Here is a 19,981-nt window from a genome sequence, read left to right as displayed (position 1 = left end):
TTCACATAATGGCAACATCAAACCTCAAATTGAGTGGAAACACAATCACTAGCCCCTACACTTATTTTTATGTGGTGATGACAGAAGGGGGGAAATGAAGTCAGAGACAGGTCGCTATCAGCGCTGAGTGTGTCTATGTTTCAATACTGCATAAATCATAACGATAAAAGTGATAGCGGCCATTGCCCAGATCCAATAGCGGTAAGCAGAATAAAAGTGGCTGATTTGATGAAGATGTTTAAACGCAAAATGGGTGAGTAAACCAAAGACCGCGACCCAAACTGTGGTGGCAAGCACGTTACCCAGTAAAAATACTCTGATGGGCATTTTCGCCACTCCGCAGGCTAATGGCATGAATTGTTTCATCCCCTCAACAAAGCGACTGATGATTAAGCAAATCGGGCCGTATTTTTGAATAGCGCTTTGCAGTTTTTGAAATTTAGCCCCTGAAATATAGCCTTTTTTATCCAACCAACCCTCAAAATAATAGCCGAGCAGATAGCCGCAACTATTACCAATAAAGCAGCTTAGCCACGATACAATCATAACAAGAGAGAAATTCATTACGCCATTGGATGACAAAATGGACGCGGCAATCATGAGCGATTGGCCGGGCATCGGAATGCCAATCCCTTCGAAAAAGATGCTGATGATCAGTGCTAGGTAGCCGTACTGTTCCAATAACGGCTGCATTGAGAGGAGCAGTTGATTGATAGGTTGCAAAGCGGGTATCCACCATCGAAAGTTTGAGGTTATTTAATACGCTGGTTCTTCGTTTGAATCAACGTCATCGTGTGATAATGCCCATTTCTTGGCTCTTAAAATAGAATACGTTGTGGTTAGTACCTTCAAATTAGCTGAAAATCATCAGCAAATTTGTTGTGGTTTCTATGCTCTTTTGGCGTAGTACACTGCTTAAAAATCAAGAGGAGTTATTTTATGTTTCATGCCCATGTTTATTTTGATCTCGCAGAGCAAGCGAAAGCACAACGCGTACAACAAAAAATTGCCCAACAACGACATGATGTACAAGCCATGTTTGGCTTAGTACCAAGGCTTGTTGGCCCGCACTTAAAGCCGATGTTTGAAGTACACCTTGCTGACAATAGCCACGGATTTATTGAGTGGCTAGATGAACATCGGGAAGGTCTTAGCGTGTTAATCCATCCGGTTTCTGGAGACGATAGGTATGACCATTCTCAGGGGCAAGTTCTGTGGTTAGGAGAGACTTTAGGGGTGAACTTAGCCGTATTGCGTTAGAGGATGCCTATCAAATTAATAGCCACAGTGAATTAGTGTTTAATGCTCATCTTGTCTAGTCTGTACAGAACGCAGCAGAAACAATAATCGTGGCAAGGTTTTGAAGAAAAAGGTTTTTCGAACAAGTCGTGACCGCAGGCTCATCACCTCTCGTTGTTATTGTATATACATGATGTTGTTCTAAGTTTTGTTGCATTTGAATTTAATACAGTGAATGTTCAGCCAATATCGACCGTGCTGAGTGTTTTTAGAATAAATCAAGCACACTTAAATAGCCGCAGTAATGCGAAGCAAGGAGAACGCAATGGAGAATAAAGGTATGAATTCGGGCGGTAAATGCCCTGTCATGCACGGTGGAGTAACCTCTGCTGAACTATCCAACATGGATTGGTGGCCAAAAGCACTGAATCTTGACATTCTTCACCAGCACGACGTGAAAACCAACCCAATGGGTGCGGATTTTAATTACCGCGATGCGCTAAAAACATTGGATGTTGATGCCTTGAAAAAAGATCTCAAAGCACTAATGACCGATAGCCAAGAGTGGTGGCCTGCCGACTGGGGGCATTACGGCGGTTTGATGATCCGCATGGCATGGCACTCCGCGGGTACTTACCGAATTGCAGATGGTCGAGGTGGTGCGGGCTCTGGCAACCAGCGTTTTGCTCCGCTTAACTCGTGGCCTGATAACGCCAATTTAGATAAAGCTCGTCGCTTATTGTGGCCAATCAAACAAAAATACGGCAACAAAATCAGTTGGGCGGATTTGATGATCTTGGCGGGTAATATGGCTTATGAATCCATGGGGCTTAAAACCTTTGGTTTCGCTTTTGGTCGTGAAGATATTTGGCACCCAGAAAAAGACACTTATTGGGGCTCAGAAAAAGAGTGGCTAGCGCCAAGTGGCGGAGAAAATAGCCGCTATTCAGGTGTACGTGATCTAGAAAACCCGCTTGCTGCCGTGATGATGGGCCTGATTTATGTAAACCCTGAAGGCGTTGACGGTAATCCAGACCCGCTTAAAACCGCACATGACATGCGCGTCACTTTTGAGCGCATGGCAATGAATGATGAAGAAACCGTGGCGCTGACAGCGGGTGGGCATACGGTGGGTAAAGCGCATGGTAATGGTAGCGCTGCGAACTTAGGGCCAGATCCTGAAGGGGCGGACTTGCACGAACAAGGCTTGGGTTGGAATAACCACACCAGCCGCGGCATTGGCCGTAATACCGTCACCAGTGGTATTGAAGGTGCATGGACTACGCACCCAACCCAGTGGGATAACGGCTTCTTCCACCTGTTGTTTACCTACGAATGGCAACTGACGAAGAGCCCTGCTGGCGCGTGGCAGTGGGAGCCAATCAACATCAAAGAGGAAGATAAACCGGTTGATGTGGAAGACCCAAGCATTCGTTATAACCCTATGATGACCGATGCCGATATGGCGCTGAAGATGGATCCTGAATATCGCAAGATCTCAGAGCGTTTCTACAAAGACCCAGCGTATTTCTCTGAAGTGTTTGCGCGAGCTTGGTTTAAGCTCACTCACCGCGATATGGGGCCTAAAGCGCGTTACTTTGGCCCTGATGTTCCGGCAGAAGATCTCATTTGGCAAGATCCCATCCCTGCAGGTCGTAAAGATTATGATGTGGATGCAGTAAAAGCAAAAATAGCGGCCAGCGGCTTAAGCATCAGTGAGATGGTCAGCACCGCATGGGATAGTGCTCGTACTTTCCGTGGTTCCGATAAACGTGGTGGCGCGAACGGTGCGCGCATTCGCTTGGCTCCTCAAAAAGATTGGCAAGGTAATGAGCCAGAAAGACTCAGCAAAGTGTTGGCTGTTCTGAAGAAAATTGCTGCTGATGCGGGTATTAGCATCGCCGATACCATTGTTTTGGCGGGTAACGTCGGTGTTGAACAAGCGGCCAAAGCGGCAGGCGTTAATATTACTGTGCCTTTTACTACCGGACGTGGTGATGCAACGCTTGAACAAACGGATGTGGAATCGTTTGATGTGCTTGAGCCACTGGCGGATGGTTTCCGTAACTGGCAAAAGAAACATTACGTGGTTAACCCAGAAGAGATGCTGCTAGATAAAGCGCAACTATTGCGCCTGACCGCCCCAGAAATGACCGTATTGATTGGTGGATTGCGAGTGCTCGGTACAAACTATGGCGGCAGTCAACATGGTGTATTGACAGACCGTGTTGGGGCGTTGACTAATGATTTCTTCGTTAACCTCACCGACATGAATTACACTTGGAAGCCAACAGGCCGTAACTCTTACGATATGGTTGAGCGTAAGAGCGGTAAAACAAAATGGACAGCGACTCGTGTTGATTTGGTGTTTGGCTCAAACTCCATTTTGCGCTCATACGCTGAAATTTACGCGCAGGACGATAACAAAGAGAAGTTCGTCAAAGACTTTGTCGCTGCTTGGACCAAAGTCATGAACGCCGATCGCTTCGACGTGTTGTAAACCCTCTTCACTCAGTAATCTTGATATTAAGGCCCTCTTAGCGAGGGCCTTGTGGTGTCTCGGTTTTCTCTCTAAACGGCTTGTTTATAAAAGAGACTAGTCCCCAAAAAACGAGTGTTTCTAAAAACAGACGGAACCTAAAAACAGATGGTATCTTAAAAAATAGAGGGCATCTAGGAAGCATCACACAGCGATATATTTTATTGTAATTCCAAGTGCGCCAGTGTTTTGAAGTGCTTGAAGGTTTCGCATTGCGACAGACTTTTGCCTAATTTTTTATTAATCAGCACTTGGAAAAGATCATACAGCCCCATCGCCTCTTCATAGTCACATTTACTTAAGGCGAGGAAAAAGATCAGATAGGCTTTTTCACCATTGCCCCATTCAATTCCACGCGGTGCAGCGACGGTGTAAACCATCGAACGTTTAGCAAAGAGTTCAATCGAGTGAGGTAGAGCAATGTATTCGCCCATCATGGTTGAAACCAAACTCTCTCGCTCTTGCAGTGAAGTTCGGTATCCTTCCTCTACCAACTCCGTTGATTCAAGATGCGAGCAAACCTGCTCAAAGAGGTGTGATTGCTCAATGACGTCATCAAGGTAGAGAAATTGAGCCTTGGAAAAATACTTATCCAAAAGATAAGAGTGCGTGCGATCAACCAACACTTGTTTGCCCAGTTCTTCCAATTGATGTTGGGTAGGGAAGGGGTCAACCACAAAGCTCTGAATCTCTCTATTGGCTAAGGGCATGGTGGTAATAATGAGGTCCGCTTGCGTGGCATCAGCGGTGATCAACTGTTCAGGGGAATAAACCGTTTTCATATCCAATTGCGGATACTGGCGGCGGATGATCGCTTCTAGCCCAAGTGTTGCGGCATTACCGGCGTCGCAATACAGGAGCGCTTTGGGTGTACGGTGACCTAAATGGTAATTACGTTCAAGCCCCACACCAATGTGAATCACAAGATAGCCTATTTCGTGCTGTGTCATGCAGTAACCCGTCTCTCTGATCCAGTCTGCGATGGCCGATAAGGTAATACTGTAAGCGAGTGGGTAGTGCTGTTTGATATGCTCGGCCAATGGGTTAATTGTGGCGACATGATGTTTGACACGAATGATCATATGGCAGACGTGGTTGTGAAGATCGCGGTGTAATAGCGCATCGTCACGCACATCGTAAGGGTAATTTTGATAGATATAATCAAAGATGTGAGTGACTAGAGCATCGGCTTCATGCTGTACACCCTGGCTAAGGAGTGCTTGATTCGTCGCAATTCTCGCTTGAATGTGAATCGCCAAGGCGGCAATTTCATGGTTATTGGCGGGTAACAGCATCGGTAGCGCAGAAAATAACGCTTTGGCAATTGGTAGCGTCGTTTCATGAACATCGTTTTTAGAAAATTCGGTAAGCTCTTTGCCACACGCGAGCCTGTGCAGTGTGACGGCAGCATAAAGGGTTAACCAACGCAGCCCAATATCGTTGATATAGAGTGTATGGTTGGTCAACACTTCACGAAAGCGCGCTGCAAAAATTTGCTGAGATTTTTCAGGGAAAATCGTACTAATAAAGCCCAGAGCTTGTTTTGTCTCTTTTTGTTCGATGTAGATAAGTTGTGTTAAACGGGAGCGAATCGCCATTTCTGGGCCTTGGATCAGCATGCCCAAACGAGGTTTACTTTCAATCGATAAACCAAACGTGGCCAGTTGGCTGCGTACATCAACCATATCATTTTGAATAACGGTACGGCTTAGATTCCATGTCTCGGCCAATTCGTCAATTTTTACGCCTTGTTCTGCCGTTAATAGCAGTACTTGAATCTGGATGATGCGCTCTTTACTGGTCCTTGGAATCGTTTCTGCATTTTGCACCCTCGATAAAAAATGCTCGAAAGTTGATGGGTTGTAGATATTGAGTTGGTAACCGGAACCGCGCTGGTGGAGAAGATGTGCGCCATGATTGACCATCACATTATTGAGCAGCGCGACATCGGTGCGTATGGTGCGTGTCGAAACATTAAGCCGTTGCGCAAGTTCGTCCTGAGTCAAAGGCGAGGCGGATACAGCATCCAACAAATGAATTAGGCGAGGGTGCGGTAGCTTGTACATCATCGATTCCTATTCCAGCATGAACAGCGCTATCTAAAAGGTAAAATGCACTAAAGGCAATAGATAGCCAACGCTTTGTTATGCCGGAGCACATGCTCCGGCGTCGGTGTTATGAATGTGCCAGTTGTTTTTGAGTCATGGCCAGCAGGGTTTTCACATCCTCGGGGCGAGTCTGTCCGGTTTTCTCATCGATGATTGAGCTATAGATATGTGGAATGACTTTTTCTACACCCGCATCGAGAGCGATGCGTAAGATCTCTTCAAAGTTGTCCAAATCAATACCACCAGTAGGCTCTAACCAAAAGTGGTGACGAGCACAGGCGTTGGCAACTTCTTGGTACTCAGCTTTGCATTTTAGCCCCTGCATTGGGAAGAATTTGACCGAGCTGCAGCCCATATCTTGCAACATGGCAATCGCCGTATCAACGGGAACAACCGCTTCTTCCATACCTGAACTTTTCGGGCCAGTTGAGATTTTAACCAAGCCAACAGTGCCTGATGGTGAAATCAAACCATTCACGATAGTGTGATTTTGACCTAGAGCTTGACGCGTAGCCCCCACACCAGTAAAGACTTGATTGACATGCTGAGGCTGTAGTATTCCGGCTAAAGCCGTCACCATATCCGATTGTTTCGGATCCCCTGCGCCAAGGCCAATCGATAAAGCATTCTCGATTTTTTCAGCGCACGCTTTCATATCAGCCGCAGCACTTGCGGTATCTGGGTAATCTTTCGAGAGCATACCGACCAACACATGGCCTTGTGCGGCTTGATAAATATCAATTGCATTCTGATGAGAGCCCGCCAGCACATTGAGACATACACGGTTAGCGTAAAAATTAGGGCTTAAAGACATTCTAATGACTCCTGATTCAGTTGGTTCATGGCGCTAAGAATAAGTTCAAGTTGATGAGATGAAACACTGCGGACATCAAATTCCACCGAACCTTCATTGGATTTGTAAGCGCGGCAGTAAATCGCTGGGTTACCATTTTGGAGGCGTGTGACGGCTTCATTAGCGCTGATACCAAATTGTTTGGCATCAAAACTTACTTCTGCACGTGCGATATCTCGGCCTGCACTGTCCCAAACCACGCGCGCGCTTATCCCTTCAATACGGTTTAACCCCTCGATAAATGGCGTCATTTTATCCACCATTTGTTGGCCGGTTTCTTGTTGGCGGCTTAAGTACAACTCAATGGCATGCGTTAGGCCTAAAATGCCTTCTTTACCGACTTTCATGGCACGGCCAATCCCTGCAGATTGCTGCTTAACCCATTCCACATATTGATGTTTCCCAATCACTAAACCGCTGGTTGGGCCTTCAATCGCTTTCGCACCACTGTAGATCACCAGATCAGCCCCTTGCTGATAATAGAGTTGTAGATCCTCTTCTGCTGCGGCATCAACAATCAACGGAAGCTGGTGGTCTTGAGCCACTTTGGCCGCTTGTGCCACGGTTAACATGCTTTTTTGCACGCAATGGTGCGATTTAATGTAGAGAATGGCGGCGGTATTGGGGGTGATTGCCGCGGCTAATTGTTCTGCGCTGCATTCATTAGCCCAACCGGCCTCAATCAGGTTACCGCCGCCAAGATTTACCATGCTGCCAACCGGGGCACCATAATTGACGTTATGCCCTTTGGGGATCACAATATCCGTTGCGATCGGGTGCGTTTTTGCATGCAGATGCTCAAGCAGATAAGGGTTACCACGCACAATGACTGCCGCGACACTCTGTGCAATCCCCGCTGAAGCACATGAGACCACGACTGCATTTTCAACTTGCAGCAAACGAGCAATATATTGGCCGGTTTTGTTCACCAAATCGCTCATTTCAAAGTAGTTGTTCATCCCAAAACAGACAGTCTGCTCCACTTCGGGTTGCGGAGTAGAAACACCAAGAGCTGTCATACGGCCAGATGCGTTGATCACCTGTTTCAAGTGATATTTTTCAAGAATGGAAGACATAATGCTGTTGTCCTTGTTCAGTCAATACAAGCTTGCCGTCAATAATGGCAGCAAGAGGCGTAAATCTCTGTTGTCCAGTTCGATGCTGGTGATGAGTATCGGTGTAGTTAACCGATGCTTTATTGATGGTGTAGAGCGTTAAATCGGCATCATAGCCTGCAATTAAGAGCCCCTTTTTCGCTAGGCGAAGTGCTTGCGCAGCTTGACTCGTCACGCGCTCAATGATCTGCTCATGGGATAATCCGAGCGTAAAAAACATCGACATCAGGTGGGCAAGACCGTAAACCGGGCCATTGAGCCGGTTCTTACAGTAAATGTCAGAACTGATCGTATCGGGCAAAATCCCTTGTGCGATGGCCTGCTCAGCCACCTCAAAACTGAAACTAGCACTGCCGTGGCCGATATCAAGTTTCAGGCCTCGAGCTCTGGCCTGCTGAACGCTGCTTTTTATTTCCCCATGACAATCAAGAATGCGGTTAGGCTTGCCATTAAAGCAGTGAGTGAGAATATCGCCTTTGCCCAGTAGAGCGACAATCTCATCCAAATCTGGCGGCGCATTACCGACGTGCACCATCAATGGAACGCAGCCGCATTGCTGCTGTAATGCTTTGGCTGCATGAAGTGGCATTAAGCCATTGTGGCCGACAACACTACCGCTCATGCGTGCTTTTAAGCCGACAATAAATTCGGGATGACGAAGCAGTGCTTGCTTTGCGCTATCCAGATCAATGTCGTTAGCATCGGCCAGTTCATTTTGGCGCAACAAGCCAATTTTCGAGATGTTAAGTAGTGCGTGCACATGGGTTGTGCATTGCGCTGCAAGCTGCGCAAAATCATCCACATCGTTTGCGCCTGTGCTGCCCGCATCAATGACAGTCGTCACGCCACCGGACACCCCAACGTTATCGGGGTGGTCGTTATAAATAGGCGAGTTCGGATAGCAGTGAGTGTGGCCGTCAATCCAACCGGCACTGACAAAAACGTCATGATCTAAATCGACGGTCTGTTTTGCCAATGAACCAGCAAGATCGCCCACCGCCGCTATTTTGTTGCCCTGAAGGGCGATATCGATACTACACCCACCCGCTTGTTGGGCATTTTTGATCAGGATGTCATACATAATTTGCATCTCACGCTCTTCGCTCATCGGCGCGAAGAGCGATTCTCAGTAGAATTTAAACCCCAGCTTGTTTTACAGTGCGATAGGAAAAAGAGCTCCTAACGCCATCGCTCCGAGAATGGCACCACCCGTAATCGGTTTACCCCACACATAGAAAATCAATGCGCCACCTAGAGAGCCGATCCCAATCGGGATAGAAGCGGCCATCGCAGATAAAATGATCAATGGTCCAAGAAAACGGCCGGAGCTATTGCCTGCCCCCATCATTACGTCTGCCCCGTAGGTTGAATCGCTTTGGTTGATGGTAAATTTACGTGCCAGCACAATTAAGCCACCAATTGCCAAACCAGCGAGCATGCCTGTGATTAACGAAGCGGTGAAATTTTCAAGAGGATAAACAATGCCAGCACCCAGTAGTAAAGCTGGAATTCCTAAACCCACACCGGTTTGCACTGCGCCACCGATATCCAAAATGCCCACGAGCGAACCTTCAATGATGCGAGCAAACAAAAAGCTTGCACCAAAAGCGGCCACCGCACCGTACGCGCCTGTATCCATCCCTGCTCGCAGCATGGAAACAAACGCCACTTCGTTAAAAGCACCGACACCGTATAAGTAGTACATGTGCGTTCCGGCAAAAACCCCGGCTGAAAGCAAGCCCACGAAAATCGGGAAAGACCAGTCGGCATACCAAAAGTTGTGTTTCATTTTTTCGTCCATGGTCAACTCCTTATTTGCCACTGATCATGAGATGGATATTTTCAAGCCACAAAGGAGCTTGCATATGGAAAGCTTCGATAAATTTCATGTCGAACCCGCGGAAGAAAGCACTTAACGCAAACAGCGCAATAATCGCCGCCATCATGATCTGGGTTACTTTGTTCCAACCACTCTCTTCAACACCTTTACCAATCAAAATACCCAGCACCAAACCAGGAACGGCGTTGCCCATAATCATCTGAGCTAAACCACCAAAGATAGTGGCCCAAAAGCCCGATTTTTTACCCGCTTCAATTGCCGCTAGCCAGAAAATAACCGGCATGACGGTATTCACCAGTAAGTTTGCCGCTGGTACTAGTACCTTTACCGCCGTGACTTGCAGCGCCGCAGGAACGGCCGCCGCCGTTGAGTTAAGAAACGCAACCACAATCGCACCGATAATGGCGCAAGCAATGCCCATTCGTTTTGGATCATGCAAGGTAGTGGCAAGGTCGCGGTTTTTTATCATCAGTGCCGCCGCGCCCCAGTTCGGGATGATGCGGTGGTCAACATCTTGAGTAAATGCCCCTGCCGCAACCGTTGAGGCCCAAGCATTAAAGAAGAATCCAAGCCCAAAAGAGAAGTGAGAGGCAGGGTCGCCTTCACACGAGTTCAACTCTCCCAGAGTACGGAATGCACCCATACCTTGGATAGTTGGAGCATGGAACATCCTTGCCGCGCCTACTCCAACGCCGATACCGACTAAGCCACCAATGATGATGGACTTAAAGAGAATGATAAGAAACATGTCAGGGATCCTTATAGTGACCTGTTAACGTTTGAAATCGACCTGTTCCACATCGATGTGGGTCAGGCTGACCGTAACCTCTAGCTTGACGCTGTATTGGCGTCGATCTCTTGCAAGAAAGAAGAAAAGGAATTTCTCTCGCGTTACTTTCTCTTCTGCTTGCAAAACGTTGACGTCTAACGGCTCAATCCGGAGGAGGACTTTTGCGTTATTCTTAAGTAACGTGGGTTGTACTTGGCTTAAAGCCGCGGCAAAAGCCTGCTGCTTTGTTTCGCCCTTGCCACTCACGGTTACCTTAGTGGTTAACTGCTCTTTCATGCTTTGATGCCATGCTTAGCCACAAACGCTTTCACCAGTTTTTCGCCCAGCTCTTCTTTATCCATAAAGCCGAAACCCAAAACCACACAGCCTTCATTGATCGCGGTTATCCCTTCCTCAACAGAGCGCATTCCATAACGGCATTGATAGCCATATTTTGTTTGCGCTGTGATAGCACCTGCGCCGCCGCTGCCGCAAAAAGAGATCCCTAAATCGGCTTGCTGCTGTTGCATGACATCACCTAACTTCATGTCTGCGGCCATGCCGGGAATAACGGTCACCTCAGCGCCTGCCGCTTGAGCACCTGCTCCTACTTTCTGACCTTTGCCCATGCGATCACCAATAACGACTTTGATTACTGACATGTTGTTTCTCCTGCTGTTGGGTTTAATTCGTTTTCTTTAGCTACTTCAAAATGGACCGAAAGCAGATGCGCTTCTTCATAAGCGAGGTTCTCCATCCAACGACACACTTGCTCGGCCAAGGTGAAACAAATAGGAGAGATTTCATCAAACATCTCCATATCGAGTTCAGGTAACGATTCACCGCTAAATGAGCGCCAAACCATCGCTTTGATGTGTGTTTCGAGCATTTTTTTCTGTAGCGAATCGGGGTAGATAGCGTGTGAATTAAGCAAGGCAATGGCTCGTTCGGTGAGCGACAAGCCAAGCTCTATAATCTGTGCATCATCCATGCTAATGGGTTGAGAGTTTTGCACCGTGGGATTCTCCAAATGTTTAGCTTGGAGAAGAAAATAGCGTAAAAGGGATCAAGGGTGGATAAGCCCTATTTCCACTTCCAAATGGAAATAAACCGTGGCTAGTAACATTCGCGCGGTTTTATGTGATGTGTGAAGAAGATTTATGGGAGTAAATGCGCTGAAAAGGTGATTTGAATCGCTATTTTAAGCGCAAATTTATCGTCTCTTTATTTGCTGCTTATCACAAAATAACTGGTGGTTATTTTGGTTTTATGTTTATTTCCCCAATCGAGCATCAGGAAGCATGCAATATTAACGGAGGATAGCTTTGAGAGGAAAGCATGCGTTTTATCACTAAAAACCATACTAAGATCGACATACACAATCTTATGCATTGCATCATTAATCTCAGGGTTTTAAGATTCTCAGAATTGGAATCAAGATCAGAGAAGTACTGTGACCTTACTAGATGCTCTGAGCATTTTATCTAAATCATCTCCTTTTGCAGTTAGTACTGAGCGCGATGATCAATACGACAATCTTTTAACTTACAAAAAACATATTTATGTTCAGACGGATATTGAAGCTGATTTTAAAAAGGCACTTTTGTCTGCCAAATCTAATGAGATTATCTTCTTATGTGGGAGTAGTGGTGATGGCAAGTCTGAGATCTTAACGCAATACAGTCAAAAGTATAAAGCGACGCATGATTTTCATTTGGATGCGACACACAGCTTTAGTCCTAACCAGACAGCGATTCAGACGTTGGATGAACGTTTTACTCAAACTAAAAAAAATCAAAAACCGCTTGTTGTTGGTATCAATATCGGCATGCTGGGTAATTACGCGCAAGAAGGGGCTGAAGAGCATAGTGATATAAAAAAAGTCATTAAATCTTTTTTGTCTCGCAATTATTTAGAAATACCCAAGCAATACACTTTTTTTGATTTTGAAGATTATCCAAAATTCAGTTTTGATTCAGAAGGGAGTGCATCTGACTTTGCTGATAAGTTTCTAAAGAGGCTTACTGAAAAAACGTTAGACAATCCATTTTATGTCCTTTATGACAATGAACTCAAATCACAAGGTCACACAAAACTAACCGCTAATTTTGCTTTGCTCAGTAGACCTTCGGTTCAAGACGCTCTTATTCGTTTATTGCTTAAAGCTCGTTTAATAAAAGACCAGTTCTTAACAGCGCGAGCACTATTAGATTTTATTTTCCAGTTGTTAGCGGCAGATGGCTATTTATTTGATAACCTATTCTCCGAAAGTGATAACGAATTGTTATCACGTATTCAAAGTTTTGATCCGAGCAATTTACATACGCGCACCATCGATGAATTTATTCTTCAATACGCACTAGGTATTGAAGAGTCTCTATTTCTCGAGTTTAAAGAGAAAATGAACACTCTTGGTTTTTTTGATGTAAAGGAAGCGACATCTTTCTTGCGTCTTTTTTATTTATTAAATGGTGATGAGACTCTCTGCAATCAGTTTGTTCAACAGATACAAGCTGAATTTAAAAACAACCTTATTGAATCATATGCAGAAATTTGGAAATTACATCGTGACTTTGACGGCTCAGCAAAGATGCGCAAAGATCTCAGCAGTTTTTATAAAGAAACTTTTATAGCAGCGCTCCATCGTTACTGTAACCGTCATGCTCCTCTTTTAGATAAAGATGAATATCTTGTATCAGAGCTTAATGGTTATAAAACAGCAGTTTCTCTTGAAGTAAAACCCGATTTCACTGCAATACAAAATAACGCTCTCAAAAAAATTGGTGTGTTCAATGCATATATTAAAGTAGATGATAATCCACTTAAGCCAATGCCAATCAGTGTTAAGTTACTAGAGCTATTAGTGAAGATTGGCCAAGGCTATCGACCAAATAAGCATGATAAAAATGCAGTCCTCTTACTTGATGAAGCATTGGAGCAGATGTTGGCGGTCGCGAATAAAAAAGACACCTTATTTATTTTGAAAGCTGACAAGCGCTACAAAGTGGTAAGAGAAGAAAGTGATTATTTTGAAGTGAGTGGTATGCATTAATGACCGTTGATAACTTTACTTTACCAATCAATGCAAAACTAGCCCAGACGTCAGTTGATCCGTTTCCAAATAGAAACGTTTTAACTAGTTATATTCCTATCAGAACTAAAGGCAATGATTTCGATTGGCCCTCAGTAGTCGGCTTGGTACTTCGCGGTTTGCTGCGTAAGAAAATAGAAAAATATGAATACCAAAACTTTATTGAAGACTGCAAAACAAGGTTACAAGCAAAGTTGGGTGTCGAGGCATTTTGGGAAGTTTTAGAAGACATGTATTTTGAGAATAAAAGCATCTTCTCAGTTAGCCCCGAATTTTTATTGTTCAAAAGCCAGAAAGATCAATGCAAACCAGGAGACCTACGAGTTGCTTCGTTATTCATTAATCTGCTTCATGGACGCCAAATTGAGCAGTTTGATGCCAATTTGAATTTCATTGAACAAGAGCTGCTGGAAACACTACGTTCGAAAACCAAGCCAGATAATGACAGATCTCTGCGTGCTACTGAAGCGCCTTATTTGCCCTACATGGCAGAAGCATTTAAACGTGATTTAGAGTTTCTGACCAATTATCCGAAGTACCTGCTCGATGAGTTCGAGCAGTTCCTAGCGTTTTACGGGTTTGCTTATACAGCTCAGTTAAGTCTCGCATTATCCGATTGGAAAAGCTGCTCAGCACCAATAGCTAAGCCTTTATATTTCATCATGGATCATGAGCGGGCGAGTAATGAGCGGACCCATGTTAAGAAGCACGGTTACAAATTGTTTAGTGAATCTTCTTTCAAGCTATTTCCAATCCTCTCGATGTTAGAAAATCTCCAACCCAATCTAGATGAAGCCAAAAAACCGCTATGGCAGTTAGCTAAAGATATTGAGGATTCTCAAGTTGGTGACCTCATGGAGCGGATTAAAAATTTCGCATTGATGTTCCGTGCTAACCGCCAATTAGAAACAGAAGTGCCAAGCGATGCAGTAACAAAAATGGATTGGTTGGAATACCTTTTTAAGCTTGCTGAAGAACAGTTTAGAGATCCTAAAACAGATCGTCCTGCCATCATAAAAAAGTACATGGCAGAAGTAGAAAAGAATATGGCTGCAGATTTTGTACAAATTCGTGGTCGATCTGGGAGAGTCTTAGTGCTTACGCAAGATCACATTATCCTGCTGACAAACTTAGTGGTTGGGCATCAAGTGAAGCTTCGTTTCCATGAGCTAATTCTTGGTTTTCAACAGCGGGGGATTTTTGTTGATAAGCAAACCGAACAAGAATTGATCAAGTTTTATGAGCGTATCGGTAACGTTGAACGCATGAGTGATAGTGGGGATGCAGTGTATGTGCGCAAAACAATTTGAATCATTTCTAGTTGAGCAGTTTTTACTGCACGCGAAAGGAAACATCCGCTCAGGCTACCGTTACCAGTTTAACTCTCCCGATCATGCTAATAGTCAACGCCTGTTTGATGCACTGGTTGCGCGTAAAGATGGTGAGCTTCAAGCTTGCAATAATGTGGTGTTGAGTTATCTGAGCGTAGAAGACTGCAAAGTGGTGCCTGTTCTTCATAGTGAAGAAGATGGAGAAATAGGGTTTACCGAAAACTACATCTCCCACTTACGTGATGAAATTGCAAGTCAGGAAGGCCCGTTGAAGGGCTGTGCGCTGTTGGTGATTCATAACAGTCGCCTCGATACCCTTATCAACTCAGCTGAAGATCTTGGACAGCCTGGTCAAGTATGGAGTCCTGAGAAAATCAAAGTCGCAATCAGCGGTTTTATTGAGCAAACTGACAAGTCTCGTGACGTTTCACTTTGCCTTTTGGATGACCAATTTGACGCGATTCTGGAAGATGGCGCAACCATGTTTGGTTTTGAGTCGTTATACAATGCGGTTGAAAATGGCGAACTGTGTTTCAGAGAGCTTGGGATGTTCGATGATCCTTTTGTTGCAGAGTTGTCTGGGAATAAAAAACAGATCAAACAGCGCTTAGAAGAAAACCGCGTTCTTTATCAAGAGTTGTCGTTTGAAGTTGAGCACTTTGGTCAACAATTAGAAGAAAAACTTACAGCTTTTAGCAGCAAATTTATCAAAGAGCATTTTTCTGATGAGAGTTGGAAAGATGTGGAGTTTGAAACTTACCGAGCAGAAATAACAAAAAACAAAATCCAGCACCTGAAGCATGAGGGTGAAGAGGAGCTAAATAATGCAGGGGTAATTGGGCGCTACCCGAAAGAAAGTAAAGCAGGACTTCGCGATCGGCATTTAATCATTGCGCTGGATGAAAACGAAAGTGAGTTTGAGCTTAAACTGAGTTTCTCTGGTACCAGTGATCTCAGCAAAGAGCAGTTTAAAGTCACCCCTGCAAATGTTTTTGGCAAGCAGGAAGTGATCACCACACGTCTTACTAGCAAAGGTGCAAATGCTACCTTAGTTGCCAAACATGCAAACGAGCCTTTGTTTTTTAATCTTGCGCTGAAACGTGGCAACAGTTCGGAGAATCATAACTTCCGTTGCTTAGTGGTCCGAAAAAGAGAGTTTTCTCTTGACGAATTTAAAAACATCTTCGTTGTTGAACCTGCGAAAAAGCGCCTTACCTTGAAGACGGAAGATAACCGTCTAGTTATCAATCCAGCTCTTTCTGCTATTCGCAGCCTAGACGATGTCGGCGAAGTGGTTGATCGCGCAGAATTCGGCGTTGTCGATTTTGAATCTCTTGCTAACGAGTCAGAAGATATCGGTTTTGTGGTGAAATCGGGTGATAACGCATTGGCATTTCGCGTTGAAGGCGAGCAAGTAGAAAGCAGTATGTCTTTTCCATTGCTGCTCAACCAGTCGCGCTTCCACAAGCTATTTGATGATGAAGTCTACGGAGATCTCTACCCAAGCAAAGATATTGTCGCCATTGATAATAGTGAATTCCGCGTGATGGAACCGCGTATCAGTTTTCTTCGTTGGGAAGAGTGTTTTGTTCAGCAAAAGTTGGTTTACTTGGCGGAAAGTAACAGCATGGCACTGGAGCAATTAAGAGCTATTGATAATAGCCTGTATACTGCTTATCAAGCGCTGTTTGACTATCTTGCCTCGCGGCGAACTACGATTTCTCTTGTTTCTTGGGGACCACAATTTACGTCGTTAGTAAAGGCAACGGTTGATGCATTTTTAGCTTATTTTGAAGTAATTCCAACGGGAGGCATGCTGACCAAGGAACAAAAGCTGGTGATGCAAATCGGTTTGGTTCGCGAGAATGATGAGGAATATTACTCGCCATTTCACCCACTATTGTTAGCTTACTACTTAAACCTTTGCAATGAGATGCAAAAAGACGATAGCTTTGCAGACTTGCCAACGGTTACCTTTAATCGCTTAGGAGCGAGTGGTTTGCTTCCTTATGTTTATCACCCCAAACATGAATTTGCCTACAACCAGCAAGTATCTGAAAACGGATTCTGGGTTAAAAGCGTCCCACATCAGAAAAGTTGTCTGAAGTTTGTTCGTAAACTAGTTAAAGAGAAGATCAACGAGTTCCAAAAGGCCTTTAGCCAATTATTCACCGGTTCAGAAAAGAGTGTTTTGGTTAACGCTGTAAATCAGGACAAAGCTGAGGAGCTATTCCTCGGTTTGGTTGACTATGTCAAAGACAACTTAGATAACCCAGCATCAATTCACGTCAATCTTTACGATGATGAGCTGGTATTCAATGCCTTTGATACATTTGCAGAAATGTCCAACTACGAAGATTTGAAATCTTGGTTAGAGTTGGACCGCGGAAAAGTACGCGAAAATGCCGACACTATTATCGATATCCTTCGTACTCGGCTTACCTACAGCAAATTCACCAATGCTCATAGTGAGCGCGAAGGGCAAGCCTATTCGCATCTTTCATTCTTCAGAAACAATGACAATGTGAAGCTGACGACCTTAAGCGTTGATGATATGCCGAGTGGTATAGCGTGTGATGGTCTATTAACTGGTGATGCCTCCAAGAGCGATGAAGGCGCTTACTTTACCGCGTTTGGTCTGCAAAATGTGCAATATGAAAGATTACCGCATTTAAAAATGGCGAAATATGTAGGCTCATTAATGGAGCCTGCGCTTAAGCCAAGCACGCAATACACTGGGGCCAATGCGCCCGCACTTGCAGTGAGTGAAGACTTTAAGTCGTTACTGGAGCGCTCTTATGACAGCTCGATTTGGACGACGATTATCGACCCTAAAGTGACTCTGGACTTCTTCCACGCCAATCAAGATGTCGTGCTTATCCATTATTCTGATCAGTACACCAGCTCAGCAAGTTACGATGCGATTACCGTGACGGCGCAGCGGCGATTATTTGAAAGGGTGGTAGCGAAAAGTGGTGGTGGGCAAATTAATGAGTTCAACGCCTTTAACGGTGATTGGCTGCTGAAAATGATGACCTGCAACGACACTATCCGCAAAGAGCGTACTGGTATTATCGGTGCCTATAAGTTTGCGACCTGTCTTGTGCATAAATCAGATATCACCTGGGTGCCTCTATCAGTTGGTGAGATGATTCGTGTCTCAGGAAATATCGGCCTGAAAATGACGGACAGTGATTTCTCACGTAATGTACAGGGCTACAAAAAAGGCGCGATTTCCGATGATGTATTACTGGTGGGTTTTAAAGAAAGCAATATGTATCTTTTGCCTGTTGAGGTAAAAGCTGGCTCCACCCCTGATTACAAAAAAGCCGTACAGCAAGCTAATGAGCTGCGCCGCTACCTAACGGAACTCCTGAATGACTCGACGCTTGCTTCGAAGATATACCGTGGCCTGTTCATTCGTCAGGTGCTGATGCAAATCGATAAATACCGTCTCTATAACGTATTTAGCGATGACTACTTTGAAGCTTTATTGGCTGAGAAAGAAGAGTGGCTGCGCGGCAGCTACAGCATTGCAGAGTTCGAAAACTATCCTGCTGGCATAGTGATTAGCCATCTTGAAAGTGGAACCTGCTTCGAGCCTAGCTACAGTAGGCAAGAAGGGGTGTTAAAGGTTGATCTTCCAATGTCTTTATTGCCGTCACTGGTTCAAACCCCACTTCAGGTACTGATGTATGAAAAAGACATCGCGAAGATCTGTCATGTGCCGGCGGAATATATGTTGGTCGGTGAAACAAAAGCATCCGATCCTGAGCAAATGTTAATTGAGCGACCTGTTGGTCTTGCAACAGACAAGCAAGATGAAGAACCTGCTAAACCAGAAGTTGATCCAGTTCCTGAATCCGAGATTAAAGTTGAGCCAATACCTTTAGTATCAGCTAGCTCTAATAATCTTCATGTGCTATTTGGGCACAATGCGACCACAAATGCGCCGTTAAATTGGGAGCCGACCAACACCGCCAAGTTTATGAATACCAACACGGGTATTATTGGCACCATGGGTACAGGCAAAACCCAATTTACGAAGTCTGTGATTACTCAGCTTTATCGTAATCAAGCAGACAATGTAAACAGCGCACCAATTGGCATGCTGATCTTCGACTACAAGTCAGACTATGTGGACGACAAGTTTTTAGATGCCACCAATGCTAAAAAGTACAAGTTGTTTAAACTGCCATACAACCCACTGAGTTTGTACGGTGATACGCCAATGCTACCAATTCACACAGCGGCAGGGTTTTCCGAAACCATGTCCCGTGCATATGGGTTAGGTAAAAAGCAGCAGCTTCGCTTGGAGAACCTGATTCTGGAGTCTTACGCAGCGGTCGGTATTCACCCTGAAGACCCTTCGACGTGGAGCAGACTAGCACCAACGATTGATGACGTTTGGGCATTATTCCTAGAGCAAGAAAAAGTTGAAGAAGACTCTCTGTATGCTGCGCTTTCTAAACTGGCTCGCTTTAAGATTTTTGAATCCGAGCCAGAGAAAATGACCAGCCTTTATGAGCTGGTGGATGGGATTACGGTGGTTGAGCTGGCAGGTTACCCGTCAGAGATCCAAAACCTTGTAGTGGCACTGACACTGGATTTGTTCTATTCACAAATGCAGAAGAAAGGTAAGCCTGAAGTTCAAGGTGATTTCCGGCAAATTACCAAGATGATTCTGGTGGATGAGGCGGATAACTTCATGTCTCAAAACTTCCCGAGCTTGCGCAAAATCCTCAAAGAGGGGCGTGAATACGGTGTCGGTATGATCCTCTCTACGCAGGATATTACGCATTTCCAAACTGGGGAAAACGACTATTCCAGTTATGTTCTAACGTGGGTGATCCACCGCGTAGCGAAGATTCGCTCACAAGACCTAAAAGCTATGTTCAGCGTCAATGACAAAAATGAGCAGGAGAGGTTGATGGAAACCATCAACAAACTCGATAAGCATTACAGCTTGTACATTGATGGCGCTAAAAAGATAGTTAAGATGCGAGATAGAGCATTTTGGGAATTAATGTGAATTTTAAAGATTATTAAGAAAACTCAGTGTCTTATTAAGTTGAAAAGGTTGTGATTTATGGCTA

At 44.9% G+C, this 19,981-nt stretch carries 15 protein-coding genes; 5 read left to right on the top strand and 10 right to left on the bottom strand.

The genetic code is table 11. From position 1 onward, the window contains the following. Window positions 1-117 precede the first annotated feature (117 nt). The gene (locus tag AACQ17_RS07150) at window positions 118-723 is read right to left on the bottom strand and encodes a DedA family protein (RefSeq protein WP_094147296.1); all 606 of its coding nucleotides are present in this window, start codon (window positions 721-723) and stop codon (window positions 118-120) included. A 216-nt stretch (window positions 724-939) separates the two neighbouring features. Between AACQ17_RS07150 and AACQ17_RS07145 the strand changes: the two genes are divergently transcribed. Further along, window positions 940-1,260, top strand: coding sequence for a DOPA 4,5-dioxygenase family protein (locus AACQ17_RS07145; protein ID WP_064624564.1), 321 nt, complete (start codon window positions 940-942; stop codon window positions 1,258-1,260). 304 nt (window positions 1,261-1,564) lie between these two features. Then, window positions 1,565-3,739 carry a catalase/peroxidase HPI gene (gene katG / locus AACQ17_RS07140; protein WP_094147039.1) on the top strand — a complete coding sequence of 725 codons (2,175 nt, stop codon included), beginning with the start codon at window positions 1,565-1,567 and terminating at the stop codon, window positions 3,737-3,739. 200 nt (window positions 3,740-3,939) lie between these two features. On the opposite strand, the gene AACQ17_RS07135 is transcribed toward katG, so the two are convergent. From AACQ17_RS07135 to AACQ17_RS07095, 9 genes are all read right to left on the bottom strand, one after another. Continuing rightward, entirely contained in the window at window positions 3,940-5,847 is a 1,908-nt protein-coding gene (locus tag AACQ17_RS07135) for a BglG family transcription antiterminator (protein ID WP_231564183.1), read from the bottom strand. A gap of 106 nt (window positions 5,848-5,953) precedes the next feature. After that, the gene (gene dagF, locus AACQ17_RS07130) at window positions 5,954-6,700 is read right to left on the bottom strand and encodes a 2-dehydro-3-deoxy-phosphogluconate aldolase (protein ID WP_047688998.1); all 747 of its coding nucleotides are present in this window, start codon (window positions 6,698-6,700) and stop codon (window positions 5,954-5,956) included. After that, window positions 6,691-7,815, bottom strand: a complete 1,125-nt coding sequence (locus AACQ17_RS07125) for a DgaE family pyridoxal phosphate-dependent ammonia lyase (RefSeq protein WP_017049433.1) — start codon at window positions 7,813-7,815, stop codon at window positions 6,691-6,693. Before AACQ17_RS07125 ends, dagF begins: the two co-directional genes overlap by 10 nt. Next, the gene (locus AACQ17_RS07120; protein ID WP_094147040.1) at window positions 7,799-8,962 is read right to left on the bottom strand and encodes an amidohydrolase/deacetylase family metallohydrolase; all 1,164 of its coding nucleotides are present in this window, start codon (window positions 8,960-8,962) and stop codon (window positions 7,799-7,801) included. The genes AACQ17_RS07125 and AACQ17_RS07120 overlap by 17 nt, the downstream gene beginning before the upstream one ends. Window positions 8,963-9,007: 45 nt before the next feature. Then, the gene (locus AACQ17_RS07115; RefSeq protein ID WP_017045613.1) at window positions 9,008-9,655 is read right to left on the bottom strand and encodes a DUF4310 family protein; all 648 of its coding nucleotides are present in this window, start codon (window positions 9,653-9,655) and stop codon (window positions 9,008-9,010) included. A gap of 10 nt (window positions 9,656-9,665) precedes the next feature. Continuing rightward, window positions 9,666-10,442: a DUF4311 domain-containing protein gene (locus AACQ17_RS07110; protein WP_094147041.1), complete on the bottom strand. Its 777-nt coding sequence runs from the start codon at window positions 10,440-10,442 to the stop codon at window positions 9,666-9,668. Window positions 10,443-10,466: 24 nt separating this feature from the next. Then, window positions 10,467-10,760 carry a DUF4312 family protein gene (locus tag AACQ17_RS07105; protein WP_017047947.1) on the bottom strand — a complete coding sequence of 98 codons (294 nt, stop codon included), beginning with the start codon at window positions 10,758-10,760 and terminating at the stop codon, window positions 10,467-10,469. Beyond that, the gene (locus AACQ17_RS07100; protein ID WP_094147042.1) at window positions 10,757-11,125 is read right to left on the bottom strand and encodes an SFCGS family glycine-rich protein; all 369 of its coding nucleotides are present in this window, start codon (window positions 11,123-11,125) and stop codon (window positions 10,757-10,759) included. Before AACQ17_RS07100 ends, AACQ17_RS07105 begins: the two co-directional genes overlap by 4 nt. Beyond that, entirely contained in the window at window positions 11,116-11,478 is a 363-nt protein-coding gene (locus tag AACQ17_RS07095; RefSeq protein WP_228209387.1) for a transcriptional regulator, read from the bottom strand. The genes AACQ17_RS07100 and AACQ17_RS07095 overlap by 10 nt, the downstream gene beginning before the upstream one ends. Before the next feature lie 438 nt (window positions 11,479-11,916). Between AACQ17_RS07095 and dptF the strand changes: the two genes are divergently transcribed. Genes dptF through dptH form a run of 3 tightly spaced genes read left to right on the top strand, consistent with a single transcriptional unit; the run spans window position 11,917 to window position 19,917 of the window. Beyond that, window positions 11,917-13,515 (top strand): DNA phosphorothioation-dependent restriction protein DptF, encoded by a 1,599-nt coding sequence (dptF, locus tag AACQ17_RS07090; protein ID WP_094167663.1) that lies wholly within the window; start codon window positions 11,917-11,919, stop codon window positions 13,513-13,515. Further along, window positions 13,515-14,864, top strand: a complete 1,350-nt coding sequence (gene dptG / locus AACQ17_RS07085) for a DNA phosphorothioation-dependent restriction protein DptG (RefSeq protein WP_094167662.1) — start codon at window positions 13,515-13,517, stop codon at window positions 14,862-14,864. The genes dptF and dptG overlap by 1 nt, the downstream gene beginning before the upstream one ends. Further along, on the top strand, window positions 14,845-19,917 hold the full coding sequence (gene dptH / locus AACQ17_RS07080; RefSeq protein ID WP_094167661.1) for a DNA phosphorothioation-dependent restriction protein DptH: 5,073 nt from the start codon (window positions 14,845-14,847) through the stop codon (window positions 19,915-19,917). Before dptG ends, dptH begins: the two co-directional genes overlap by 20 nt. Window positions 19,918-19,981: the final 64 nt, after the last annotated feature.

It is taken from the genome of Vibrio sp. V10_P2A27P122, assembly GCF_963874335.1.
Taxonomy (GTDB): Bacteria; Pseudomonadota; Gammaproteobacteria; order Enterobacterales; family Vibrionaceae; genus Vibrio; species Vibrio anguillarum.
The sequence above is the reverse complement of the archived record's forward strand: the minus strand, read 5'-3'. Positions and strand labels throughout refer to the sequence as shown.

Excerpts from the sequence above, each read along its gene's own strand:
- AACQ17_RS07145 (WP_064624564.1), top strand. The coding sequence starts at position 940 with ATGTTTCATGCCCATGTTTATTTTGATCTCGCAGAGCAAGCGAAAGCA.
- katG (WP_094147039.1), top strand. The coding sequence starts at position 1,565 with ATGGAGAATAAAGGTATGAATTCGGGCGGTAAATGCCCTGTCATGCAC.
- AACQ17_RS07135 (WP_231564183.1), bottom strand. The coding sequence starts at position 5,847 with ATGATGTACAAGCTACCGCACCCTCGCCTAATTCATTTGTTGGATGCT.
- dagF (WP_047688998.1), bottom strand. The coding sequence starts at position 6,700 with ATGTCTTTAAGCCCTAATTTTTACGCTAACCGTGTATGTCTCAATGTG.
- AACQ17_RS07125 (WP_017049433.1), bottom strand. The coding sequence starts at position 7,815 with ATGTCTTCCATTCTTGAAAAATATCACTTGAAACAGGTGATCAACGCA.
- AACQ17_RS07120 (WP_094147040.1), bottom strand. The coding sequence starts at position 8,962 with ATGAGCGAAGAGCGTGAGATGCAAATTATGTATGACATCCTGATCAAA.
- AACQ17_RS07115 (WP_017045613.1), bottom strand. The coding sequence starts at position 9,655 with ATGGACGAAAAAATGAAACACAACTTTTGGTATGCCGACTGGTCTTTC.
- AACQ17_RS07110 (WP_094147041.1), bottom strand. The coding sequence starts at position 10,442 with ATGTTTCTTATCATTCTCTTTAAGTCCATCATCATTGGTGGCTTAGTC.
- AACQ17_RS07105 (WP_017047947.1), bottom strand. The coding sequence starts at position 10,760 with ATGAAAGAGCAGTTAACCACTAAGGTAACCGTGAGTGGCAAGGGCGAA.
- AACQ17_RS07100 (WP_094147042.1), bottom strand. The coding sequence starts at position 11,125 with ATGTCAGTAATCAAAGTCGTTATTGGTGATCGCATGGGCAAAGGTCAG.
- dptG (WP_094167662.1), top strand. The coding sequence starts at position 13,515 with ATGACCGTTGATAACTTTACTTTACCAATCAATGCAAAACTAGCCCAG.
- dptH (WP_094167661.1), top strand. The coding sequence starts at position 14,845 with ATGTGCGCAAAACAATTTGAATCATTTCTAGTTGAGCAGTTTTTACTG.